Genomic DNA, 12,389 nt, shown 5'->3' on the forward strand with positions numbered 1-12,389 from the left:
AACAATGGTATTTGGAAGCAGTCATAAAACCGTTTAGTGGCGGTGATTATAGAGATTCTGCTTAGAGCTTTTGAACGTGCTAAGAAACAGAAGGTTGTAGTTTGTCTGTGTATTCTGTTGAAGTGACTAATTATTGGGATGATTGAGTGTTGAAGTGACTAAGTGTTGAGATAATTGAGTATTGAGGTAGTTAAGAAGCAAAAAGCGGCTGATATCCTGTAATGAATATCAGCCGCTTTTATTAAGCCCTCGTTTTAAATTATGACGTATCGTTGAGATTAATTCATCAACAACGCAATGATAGTACCAATCATAATGACAAGAGCAGCGACCGTCACAATAACAAGCATCTTTTGCTTGCTCTGTAATTCCTTAACAGTGGTTTCAAGCTCACGGTTTTTGATAGTAAGGGTGTTTATCTGGGTTTGTTGTTCCTTAATACGTAACTTATAGTTTTCCTTTTTTTCTGCTAGGTCAGCTTCAGTTGGCTTAGACTTACCTTTGCCACCTTTTATCTTTTTGATCAAGCCTTGAATCAAGCTGCCCAGACCGAGTTGCATGATGAATTGCTTGACCAATTGTACTTGCACAGACTCACCGCGCATTTGTAACTTTTCAGTCGTTTCGCTGTCGTGATTGGTAATGGCATTGATAACCTGAAGGCTGTAGGCATTGATGATGACATCAGGTTCGCTACGGTCGATAGGTAGCTGAGCATCTAACAATACGCCTTTGGTACTAAAAGTGGCAAAAATTTCAACATGCGGTAAGTATAAGCGCAACGCCACAACAGTGCCTTGCTTGGCAAGTGGATAAGCAGCTCTACGCAGTTCAGGATCTAAACGTAACAGTAATGTCAGCGCCGACTCGATGAACACCAGAATGATATTAGAAAAAGAGTGAGACAACGTAGAACGCTTCATGTAAATAATCCGTTTTTTTATTTGGCAAATTATAGGCAAAAGACAATCAAGGGTCAAAATCGACGCAAAATGTGCAGTAATATTTTGCTTATAGTAACGCCTTTATAATAAAAAGTAACGCTAGTTTCTGTCAGTTGGTCAATTATTACTTTACAATTTGTTAGGCAATAAAGACACGAGTGTTTGTGACTGATGGTGCATTAATGTGACCTGACCAGCGCTAAACGATAAGATAACATATAGGTGTATCTTTAAGATAAGGTCACATTAGTTGAACATTGTGCCTTGATAGAACCGTTGCAGATACTTTGCGTAACATTGAGTGTCAAATACGTAGTGTAGTGAACAAAAATATGTAAAATCGCTTGCGCTCCTTATGCTGCCTTGATATAAAGACGATAACAAAGCGAGACCTGTTAATACGTCAGTCAGGCAGTTTTTATTGCTTAAATGCTATGAGAGCGTTACAATGCTTGGCGTGAGCGTTTATTATCCCCCTTAAACTTGAAGGAAATTTTATGAATAAGTCAGAATTAATTGATAGCATCGCAGACAAAAGTGGTCTAAACAAAACCCAAGCTGGTGATGCATTGAATGCTGTTATGGAAAGTGTTGGTGAAGCGCTAGAAGCTGGCGATAGCATCTCATTAGTTGGTTTTGGTACTTTCAGCGTAAAAGACCGCAAAGCGCGTACTGGCCGTAACCCTAAGACTGGTGAAGAGCTTAGCATCCCTGCAAGCAAAGTACCTAGCTTCAAAGCTGGTAAAAACTTAAAAGAGCGCTTGAACTAAGCCATACTATTATCAGTAAGCGCTGTGTCATGACGTAATATACGAATAAACATAGCGTTTACCAATAGTAAAGTAGTAGATGATTTATAGCATGGTTCAACGCCATACTCTAAATTATAAAAAAGCACCTAATATTTGGGTGCTTTTTTTATTGCTATAGTTTGTATCATACAACGTGAATATTTTGAGTCTACACCAAAAATCACGTATCATAGGGCGCGCGATAGATGCGTTGTTGAAACTAGGCTGCTTTAGTCAGTCTTGTCCTTCTATATAAAATGCACGCGCGCTTACTTTTACCATTGCCTGCTTAGATAGCATTGATATTCATATTAATATTACAATGGTTTTTCATCAATATAGGTTAATACAGCAGAGATAACTATGGATAAATTGCGCGATTTCTTAAAAAGCTGGCCAGGTCGCATTTTATTGATTTTATGCCTATCGCCGCTCGCTCTATTGGGTGTCGAAAGTTACTTTGGCGGTGGAGTCGATCCCAACCAAGTCGCTCAGGTAGGTGACGCAAGTGTAGGGCTGACCGAATACCAGTCTGCTGTCAATAGCCGTCGTACTGAAATATTAGAACAAGTTGAGGATGCCAGTCTATTAAATGAGGATGTGCTACACGAGCAAGTCCTAAAAGGTCTTATTGATCGTACGCTACTAGAGCAGCAAGCAGGCAAGCTTGGTATGACTGTTTCTGATGACACAATTAATCGTTTGTTGCGTCAAGAAGAAGTATTTCAGGATGCTGATGGCAATTTTTCTAACGATCAATTTGCGAACTTTTTGCGTCAGCGCGGTATGACAAAGAATCAGTTGTTTGCTGAATTTCGCAATCAGTTAAGCTTGGATCAGTTAAACGCTAGTATCGTTGGTACGGCAGTGTATCCAATGCAAGCGGTCAGTCAATTGATTGATTTGCAGCTTGAGTCGCGCAACGTCTGGTTGCATCGTTTTAATTGGCAAGACTACACCGATCAGGTGAAATTGAGCAAAAATGACATACAAACCTACTATGATGCCAATAAAGAAACGCTAAAAAGTGCGGCAATGGTAGATTTGGCTTATCTGCAACTCAGTCCTCAAACCATTCAGGTGACAGACGTTACAAAAGAAGATCTACAGCAGCAATATGAAGCTTATAAGCAAGAGCAAGCCATCGTCGATGAGCGTCAAGTTAGTCAGATTCTATTGACAGGTGATGATGCTAAGGCACGAGCAGATACGGTTAAAGCGCGTTTAGACAAAGGGGCATCATTTGTAGCATTAGCCAAATCAGAGTCAGATGACCCATCAGGAGAGACAGGTGGTAGTATCGGTCGCTTTAACCCTTCTGTATTCGGCAATGACGCGACAGCAGTTGAAAAAGCGTTAGAGGGATTGAGTGTTGGTGATATCACAGCACCTATCAAGACCAGCTTTGGCTATCAAATATTTACGGTGACCGAAGACAATGGTAGTAAAATACCGACTTTGGAGAGCATGCGTGATGACTTAACCGTCAAGGCGACAGAGTATAAGCGTCAAGAAATGTATGCGGATAAAGTAACAGCGATCAATGACATGGCAGCAGATGGCTTTAGTATTGAAGACATTGCTCAACAAGAGAACGTAACATTGAAACGTCTCAAAGATTATCGCAAAGAGAACAACAAATCAGTACTGTCGCAACCTGCAGTGATCAAGCAAGCTTTTGATGAGTTTACCATTCAGGATCAGGCAGTGACCGCTGGTATCGAAGTGGGTAACGGTACAGTATGGGTACAGCCAAGTAATTATCGTCCTACCAAAACGCTTGCTTTATCTGCCGCTACGCCAAGAATTACCCAGATACTACGTCAACAGAAAGCCACAGCATTGGCATTGAAAGAAGCCAAATCGTTGGCCGCAGGTATTAAAACGTCAGCTGATATTAGTAAGCAGCCAGTCAGTCTTCAATCATTGGGTGCAGTGAATCGTCAAACGACGCTATTGACAGAAAAAGAGCGTGGATTGGCTTTCAGTCAGCAAGCGGCTAATAATGGTGTGGTGGCTGTTGCGAGCGAAACAGAAACGGGTGCTACTCTGTTGGTTGGTGATCGTATCAAGACAGAGCCACAGTCGCCATTATCTGATGCGCAAAGAGCGCAAACGGCTAGCATTATCCGTGATAACTTAGGTCAGGATCAGCTACAAGACTATTTAGATTATCTACGCTTGGTGTATAAAGTTGAGATTAATGAAGCCAATATGTCGAATGCGCAAGGGCGCTAAAAATCAGGATATTACGAGAAATGTGACGCACTTACTAAATCGTATTTTCTAAATACCCTTATTAAATTTGACGTACAAAAAAGCCACTATTTATAGTGGCTTTTTTAATGGCTATTGTTTTTATCATAATCATAAGAATGTAGCATTAACAGCAATATACAATTTAGTACGGCTATTAATGCCAGTTTTCAAAGTGATACTAGACAGTTTAATGGCGGAAATGGCGCATACCAGTGAAGACCATCGCAATGCCATGCTCATTGGCTGCAGCGATGGTTTCGTCATCACGCATAGAGCCACCAGGCTGGATAATAGCAGAGATGCCTACTGCAGCAGCGTTATCGATACCATCACGGAACGGGAAGAACGCGTCTGATGCCATGACAGCGCCTTCAGTCGCTAGTCCAGCATGCTCTGCTTTGATAGCAGCGATACGAGCTGAGTTAACGCGGCTCATCTGACCTGCGCCAACACCGATAGTGCGTTGACCTTTGGCATAGACGATGGCATTAGATTTGACGTATTTTGCTACGTTCCAGCTGAAAAGTAGATCTGCAATCTGTGCTTCAGTTGGTTGTACATCAGTAACGATTTTTAGATCATTGGCAGTAATCAAACCAAGATCTTGCTCTTGCACGAGTAGACCACCGTTAACGCGTTTATAGTCTAGCTGAATATCGCGTTGATCTGGTGCTGGTAGCTCGCCACAGACTAACACACGTACGTTTTTCTTAGCAGCAGTCGCTTCAAGCACACCGTCCTCGATACTAGGCGCGATAATTACTTCTACAAATTGATTGTCGATAATGGCTTTTGCTGCTGCAAGCGTCAATGGGCGGTTGAAGGCAATGATACCACCGAAAGAAGATTCAGGATCGGTACTGAAGGCAGTGTTATAAGCAGCTACTTGGTCATTATCAACTGCGACGCCGCAAGGATTTGCATGCTTGACGATAACGCAAGCAGGCGTACTAAAGGCTTTGACACACTCAAGGGCTGCATCAGTGTCAGCGATGTTGTTGTAAGACAGTGCCTTACCTTGTAGCTGCTTAGCCGTTGCTATAGAAGCTTGTTGGCTCTTTAGTGGCTGATTTTCAATATAGAAAGCAGCGTTTTGATGTGGGTTTTCACCGTAGCGTAGGTCTTGGACTTTTTCAAGCTGTACATTGAATGTACGTGAGAAGTTTTCTGCTTCTTGGTTTTCGTTCACACGGCTGCCTAAGAAGTTTGCAATCATACCGTCGTACTGTGCCGTATGTTCAAAAGCCTTCACTGCCAAGTCGTAGCGTAGAGCCGTTGTCAATGCAGTACCATCACCTAATGCGGTAAGAATGCGGTCATAATCAGCAGGATCAGTCACGATACCCACATGGGCGTGATTTTTGGCAGCTGAACGAACCATGGTAGGGCCGCCGATATCGATGTTTTCGATAGCATCGTTCATCGTGACATCAGCACGTGCAATGGTTTCAGCAAACGGATATAAATTCACCACCACCAAATCAATACGGTCAATCGCGTGCTCACTCATGACAGCATCGTCTTTACCACGGCGTCCTAAGATACCACCATGAATTTTAGGGTGTAACGTTTTAACACGACCGTCCATCATTTCAGGGAAACCGGTATAGTCTGATACTTCTGTTACATCAACGTTGTTTTCTGTGAGTAACCGATAAGTACCGCCAGTAGATAGCAAGCCAAAACCCGCTTTAATGAGGCCTTGAGCAAATTCAACGATATTAGATTTATCGGAGACCGATAACAATGCAAGTGGGGTAGTACTCATAAAAAAACTTCCATAAAAAAAGCCTGACGTAAACGTCTGGCAAGGTGATGAAGACAATTATTGCAAACAGTATCACAATGGATAATGTCATGAATATTAAATTGCCATGCATAATGATGGTTGTTAAAGATAAGTGCGCTCATAGAGCAAGAGCTACATTAAGTCATAAGTTTTGAGTTTTTTGCGTAAAGTGCCACGGTTTAGACCTAGGATTTGCGCACATTTGGTTTGATTGCCCCGAGTTTTTTCAAGGACGACAGATAAGAGCGGTTCTTCTATTTGTTTTAGGATGAGCTCGTATAAGTCGGTGGGTGTCTCATCGCCTAGCATCGCAAAATACTGTCGTACCACACGCTCAACATGTACTCGTAGCGGCTCATGCGCATTACTCGCATAGCTGTCTACTGACGCATTAAAGTGGTGAGTCGGCTGAGGGTAGTTTTCTTTATTATAATCGGCAGGATGCTCAGAGCTTGTAGCAAAATGATTAGCATATTGCTGTGCATGAGGCGCCATAAGATAATGTCCTTGGGATTAGGGAGAATCAAACCATAAGATATTGTGGGTATTATATCAAATTAATGTCGTCTAGCGCTGATATATTGGCAGTTATCTTAGCATTGGCGCTATTTACGAAAGCTTATTCTCAATTGTATGAATACAAACCTCTCTGACTGATAACCATTAACTCAATGTTATAAGCTTCAATTTTGCTCAAAACTTAGTACAAGGGGCTGATGCTAACATCGCGGATTTGTGTATTTGCAACGGGTATAGTAAAGAGTATCTGACGGTTGCTGTCTGCAGCCAGTTGGCTTTGCTTACTTAATAGATAGTCAGCTGGTGTAGCAATAAATTCGCCAATTAGCTCATTGCTACCATAGACGCTGACTTTAACATTTGGATATAGCTGAGTGCTTGCACTTTGATTATTTAATGTAGCGCTTATATCGCTAAATTTACCCGTCATTTTTATGTTGCTGGATCTATGATTGGTATTGGTGAGCGTCAGCGCATTTATATCGGCACTGGGTAAGCTACACGAAATAGCTGAACATATTGCTTGGAGTTTTTCAGCATGAGCAGGGTTTTTTACTAAGGTCTCTAAGTTAAAGATGACATATTGTGCAAAGAGTAATAGTGCCAACACTAAACACCCGAGTATCCATAGTAACGATGCTGCTGAACGTTTCCTCGGCGTTGGTATAAATTGCTCTTGAGACTTTCTCACACGTTCATCAATGGATTTGTCTTCGTCTTTAAGTGGTACGCCCATATCGAGTAACAGTCGTGATAAGTCTGTTTCGTCTTGTAGTATGTCTTCGCTTTTGTTTTGATCTTTAAGAAGCTTTTCGAGCCATGAGTTGTCAGTCGTATCATCGATATTAGCGTGAATATCATTAGAGACGGCTGAACTGATGCTTTTACTGGTTGTTTTGGAGATGGCATTTGACGGTTCATCAGACACTGTTGAAGTATAATTGGTCTCGTTTATTTGATCCAACCACGCATCCATACTGTCTAGAGAATCATATTCTAAAGAGGTGTCGTCTGGCTCATCGGTATCCATGTCATCATGGATTAATATGTCAGAGGAGATTTTTTTTGAAGGTGGTTTTTTAAATGCTGATTTAGTGTTATCTGAGCTGTTTTTATTATTGGTTTTAGATGTTTGTGCAGAGTGGTTATGTGGAGTCGACATATCCTTTTTTTGGGTTGTTGCTGTCTCTACTGGAGAGGCTGATATCTTAGAAACATCAGGGTTTACAACAAGATGTTTGTTGACTAAAAAACTTTGGTGGCATTGATCGCAGATGACTGTTGCATTGTCTCTATTGAGCTGATCCTGCTGTATTTTCAAGCAATTTTTGCAATGAGGGCACTGGGTCTGTATTGGCGTAGTCATAGGGTCGAATCCAAAAAAATATGGTTATCAATACCGCTTAGCCACTCAATAAAGGCTGCCTATGATGCTAATGCCATCATTCAAAAGCGTTTAAAAATCTATGGGTCATGAGCACGGATAGAGTGGCGTCAAACACAGGGTATCTGACTGCCCTCTATCGTAACAGATGTAATTAAATGTTGCTAGCCTGTAAATGTACCAGATAGACGTTGCCAATGTTGATCTTCTTGCGCTGTAAAAGCATGTTTTGCATCAAGGGCAAAATAAGGCTGGTAAGCATCAGTGACTTGGTCAGTTTGCGACTCTATCAAGCCTGCTAGTACGATTCTACCTTTTTGCGTGATTAAAGTCGCAAAATAAGGGGCTAGGCCAATTAATGGTTTTGCCAAGATATTTGCGACGATAACGTCTACTGGCAAGACAGAATTCTGTGAACAGTAATCCGTAAATTCTTCTGGTAAGAATGCTTGTAGACGGTCACCAACATCATTGCGTTCTGCATTTTGATTGGTTGCCAATACCGCTTGTGGATCGATATCAACTGCATAAACTTGGCGTGCACCCAATAGTAAAGCAGCAATGCCCAAAATACCTGAGCCACAACCATAATCAATGACCACTTTATCTTTTAAATCTTGCTCTGTTAGCCAATCGAGACATAAGCGTGTGGTCGCATGATAGCCAGTACCAAAGGCCAGTCCAGGATCCATAATAATATTGGTCGCGTCAGGGTTGGGTGGCGTTAGCCAATTGGGTACGATCCATAGATTATTGGCACATTCGATAGGGTGGTAGTTACTCATCCATTCGCGTTCCCAGTCTTTGTCATCGACAGCACTCAGCCAAACACGGGTGGCTTGTACTTGAGCGGCGATTTCATGACTCAACTGCTCGACAGCCTGACGGTTGCCAGCATCAGTCGTCGCATCAAACAGCCCTGTTAGGATAACTTCATCCCATAGAGGCGACTCACCAGGTAATGGTTCAAACAAAGGCTGGTCACCTGCATCATCTAAGGCAATAGACAGTGCGCCTGCCTCTAGTAGTAGCGCCTCAGCCAAATCGACGTTTGCTTTTTCACATTGTAAATGTAGTTGTTGCCATGCCATAACGATAACCTTAAGCTAAATTAAATATATATTTTGGATAAATGATGGAGTGTAGAATATAAAAAGTGAATAGATTACAAAGCTATAAACTTGGCATCTATTCACTTAGATATGTTTTGATATTAACGTAATGCTTGTTTTGCCTCACTGACGACACGTGAGTTACCTTGTGCCTGTCCTGATTGCAAGATGATTTGCCATAGCGAGCGTCTGCGATTAGCGTCTTGAGAGACACTAAGACCACGGCGTGCCATTGCTTCTGCTTTACGAGGTTGGTTCTTTTTCAATGCCACTTGTGCTAAATAGAAATATACCGCTGATGATTTGGGTGCTAGGCGCTGTGCACGGGTAAAGCTGCTTTCAGCATTGGTCAATTGACCTGTTTTGAGCTGATTGACACCTGTCTGCATTAAACTGCGAAACGCTGGCAGGTTACTATTGTTACTGGTTGCTTGTTGCGTTCGTTGCTGCGAGTTGCTTCTAGCACGTTCTAACAGGTCGCTATGTGACGGTATAGAGGGCTCAGGGACTACGTATTCTTCACGAGAAGGAATAACGAAGACGGTTTCAGGCTGAGTCGGTATAGGGTTGGATGGTACAAACACCGGAGACTCTTGAGTCAGTGGGTTGGTCGATTCAACGGAACTGTCAGGCTCGATAGGATAGTCGCTGTCAGCATCCTCTTCATAGGTAGGGGCCTGAGTTTCAGTAGGCGCAGATGTATCAGGCATTTGTGACGATGGGACAGTTTGAGAAGGGGCTGTCGTCATCGTAGTCGGCGCAGTCTGACAAGCGCTCAAACCCAACATGCTGATAAGTGCGCTGGTTACCAGTATAGCATTGGCTGAGGTAGGCCTTTTAGGACTACCAATAACGGCTGGCTTGACTGATGTAGCGTGCTTCAGAAATAACAACATGTTGAGACCTTTTGTAATGTTTAAAAGCAATGTTAGAACCATTCAACGGCACGATCATACCAAGTATCGGCATCGTTTTCATCTTGCTCATCACTATTTTCTTGGCTATCGGTATCAACGGCTTCACCATTTGGAATCTCAAAGTTACCTTGTTGATTTTGCAGTTGTGACTGCTCGCGTGCACGGTCTTGCTGATATAGACCAAGCGCACAACTGCTGGCTTCTTCTGGTAGATGTGCTGACAGTACTGGCAGATAACGGGCATCAGTACAACGCTCATTAGAGAGCTTACCTGAGTTGTTCTCTAACCATAACCATTCAATGCCTTCAGGCTCTGGTAATGACACAGGTGTCAGCTTGAGACGATCCATATAATCAACCCAAACTGGTAATGCACCACTACCACCGCTTAGACCGATAGGTTTGTTATCATCACGACCAACCCAAACCACACTGACGTAGTTGCCACTATAACCGGCAAACCAAGCATCTCGAAAGTCGTTTGTGGTACCTGTTTTGCCCGCCAAGTTTAAATTGCTACCAAGTGATTTTGCACGTTTAGCAGAACCAGTTGCGACCACTTGCTGTAGCGCGTAATTCGTGAGGTAATTGGTCTCAGGCGGGATGCTGCGCTGAGTATTGAGTCCAGTACGTTGCAAGATACGGCCGCGATCATCTATCACCGTACGAATACTATGAATAGGGGTGCGAAAGCCTCCAGTTGCAAAGACTTGATACACACCAAGCATATCCATCGGGCTAAGATTGACAGAGCCTAGCAGTGCTGAAGGATATGGTGGTATGTCTTCTTTTACACCCATACGCTTCAACTGTTTGGCAAAGGTATCAATCCCAAACTCCATGCCCAAGCGTACCGCCGCTTGGTTATATGACTGTGATAGCGCAGTGGTAAACGGTACATAACCATGATCACGATTGTCGTAGTTCTTCGGGTTCCATTTAGTACCGTCACTTAAATTGACCGTAATTGGTGAGTCATCTACCGAGCTTGCGAGGTTGTAGCGTCCGCTTTCAAGCGCTGTCATATAAATGACTGGCTTTAATAATGAGCCGACTTGACGCTTGGCATCAACGGCACGGTTAAAGCCGGTAAACTCACTGCCACTGCCGACCACAGACACCAGCTCGCCAGTTTCAGGATTGGCACTCACTAGAGCACCTTGCAAATCTTTGGTTTTGCTGCTCTTGCGACGTAGCTCACCCAGTTTTTTATCAACGGCTTTGTCTGCTGCCAATTGCGCAATAGGGTCTAACGTACTGATAATAGTGAGACCTTCGTTTTTGAGGTCATCAGAATAATAAACAGTATTCAGTTCACGTTTAACGATATCCAAAAAGTCAGGGAACTGGCTCTTACCCTCAACAGGTTTTTCAACGATATCGAGCGGTCGTTCAATCGCTTTATCATAGTCTTCTTGGCTAAGTGATTCTACGGCCAGCATATTACCAAGAACAATGTTACGGCGTTCTTTTGAGTCATTTGGATTGCGACGCGGATTATAGATACTTGGGCCTTTTGCCATACCGACAAGCATGGCTTGCTGATCTAAGCGTAGCTCTTTGAGTGGTTTGCCAAAATAAAACTGTGAGGCCAAGCCAAAACCATTAATAGAGCGCTTACCATTCTGACCTAAGTAAATCTCGTTTAGATAGGTCTGTAGAATTTCGTCTTTGCTGTAATGCAATTCAAGTAGTACAGCCATTAATGCTTCGTTGGCTTTGCGTTTCAGCGTACGGTCTGAGTTGAGATAGAAGTTTTTGATCAACTGCTGAGTAATGGTCGAGCCGCCCTGTCTAGAGCCACCAGAAAAGTTATTTATTACGGCGCGTGCGATACCGCGTACAGATACCCCTTTGTGCTCGTAAAACGCACGGTCTTCCGTGGCGATCAACGCATCGATGAGCGGCTGTGGTACGTCATCTAATGAGACGACCATGCGATCTTCGTTACTGTCTGGGTAAATGCCACCAATATTGACAGGCTCTAAGCGAATGATGCCACTCTTGGCAGGTAAGGTACTCTGCACCGATGAAATCTTATTACCATTAATAGTCATTTTGATGACTTGCTCTTTGTCCACATCATTGGCGCTATAAGTAAAGCCACGCGTATGGATAAAGTAGGTATTACCTGATTTATGATAAGTGCCAGTGCGATCATAAGCTTTGTTGCTTTGATAGTTAAGCAGTTCTAGCCAAGTTTTCATCGTATCGGTATCGACACTAGCACCTTGATATAATTCAAGTGGCTGCGAATATACTTTGGCAGGAATATCCCAGCGCTTACCCTCAAACTTATGGGTAATGGTACGATCAAGTTTGATTAAGTATAGCGCGAGCAGCACCATACCCGCGATAATGACAATTAATATAAGACTACTAAATACCAAGCCACGCTGCTGTGAAGGTAGCGTGCTGACAATAGGCCTAGCAGACTGTGATAACTGGGTATTTGGTAGCTTGGAATTGGATTTTTGCACTGATATCGCACCATTTAGGGATAAAAAACTGCTTCATAATGACGCAAAATGACAAATTTTTCAATCTATCATCGTCAAAGTTAGCATTCATTGGTATTAAACTATGAGCATTGAGACTGCTTACAGCACTTGCTTATAGTATAATCTTTATTAAAATATTCACATTAATATAAACGCATCAAAAGCTTTTAATT

At 42.7% G+C, this 12,389-nt stretch carries 8 protein-coding genes and 1 pseudogene; 2 read left to right on the plus strand and 7 right to left on the minus strand.

Annotated elements, in window-relative coordinates:
• Positions 1-278: 278 nt before the first annotated feature.
• Entirely contained in the window at positions 279-923 is a 645-nt protein-coding gene (locus AAEY75_RS03605; protein ID WP_352258449.1) for a hypothetical protein, read from the minus strand.
• Positions 924-1,441: 518 nt separating this feature from the next.
• Between AAEY75_RS03605 and AAEY75_RS03610 the strand changes: the two genes are divergently transcribed.
• Positions 1,442-1,714, plus strand: coding sequence for an HU family DNA-binding protein (locus AAEY75_RS03610; protein WP_045445077.1), 273 nt, complete (start codon positions 1,442-1,444; stop codon positions 1,712-1,714).
• Positions 1,715-2,098: 384 nt separating this feature from the next.
• Positions 2,099-3,973, plus strand: coding sequence for a SurA N-terminal domain-containing protein (locus tag AAEY75_RS03615; RefSeq protein ID WP_352258451.1), 1,875 nt, complete (start codon positions 2,099-2,101; stop codon positions 3,971-3,973).
• A 208-nt stretch (positions 3,974-4,181) separates the two neighbouring features.
• On the opposite strand, the gene purH is transcribed toward AAEY75_RS03615, so the two are convergent.
• From purH to mrcB, 6 genes and pseudogenes are all read right to left on the minus strand, one after another.
• Entirely contained in the window at positions 4,182-5,762 is a 1,581-nt protein-coding gene (gene purH, locus AAEY75_RS03620; protein ID WP_110922420.1) for a bifunctional phosphoribosylaminoimidazolecarboxamide formyltransferase/IMP cyclohydrolase, read from the minus strand.
• Between the two features lie 153 nt (positions 5,763-5,915).
• Positions 5,916-6,176 (minus strand): annotated as a pseudogene (fis, locus tag AAEY75_RS03625) (DNA-binding transcriptional regulator Fis); the annotation flags it as partial.
• 307 nt (positions 6,177-6,483) lie between these two features.
• Positions 6,484-7,668, minus strand: coding sequence for an MJ0042-type zinc finger domain-containing protein (locus tag AAEY75_RS03630; protein WP_352258453.1), 1,185 nt, complete (start codon positions 7,666-7,668; stop codon positions 6,484-6,486).
• A gap of 182 nt (positions 7,669-7,850) precedes the next feature.
• A complete protein-coding gene (prmA, locus tag AAEY75_RS03635) occupies positions 7,851-8,777 on the minus strand; it encodes a 50S ribosomal protein L11 methyltransferase (RefSeq protein ID WP_197218457.1) in 927 nt (308 codons plus the stop codon).
• Positions 8,778-8,899: 122 nt separating this feature from the next.
• Positions 8,900-9,694, minus strand: a complete 795-nt coding sequence (locus AAEY75_RS03640; protein ID WP_197218458.1) for a tetratricopeptide repeat protein — start codon at positions 9,692-9,694, stop codon at positions 8,900-8,902.
• A gap of 32 nt (positions 9,695-9,726) precedes the next feature.
• Positions 9,727-12,195 (minus strand): penicillin-binding protein 1B, encoded by a 2,469-nt coding sequence (gene mrcB, locus AAEY75_RS03645; RefSeq protein WP_197218459.1) that lies wholly within the window; start codon positions 12,193-12,195, stop codon positions 9,727-9,729.
• Positions 12,196-12,389: the final 194 nt, after the last annotated feature.

It is taken from the genome of Psychrobacter sp. TB55-MNA-CIBAN-0194, assembly GCF_040309505.1.
In the GTDB taxonomy this organism is placed as follows: domain Bacteria; phylum Pseudomonadota; class Gammaproteobacteria; order Pseudomonadales; family Moraxellaceae; genus Psychrobacter; species Psychrobacter fozii.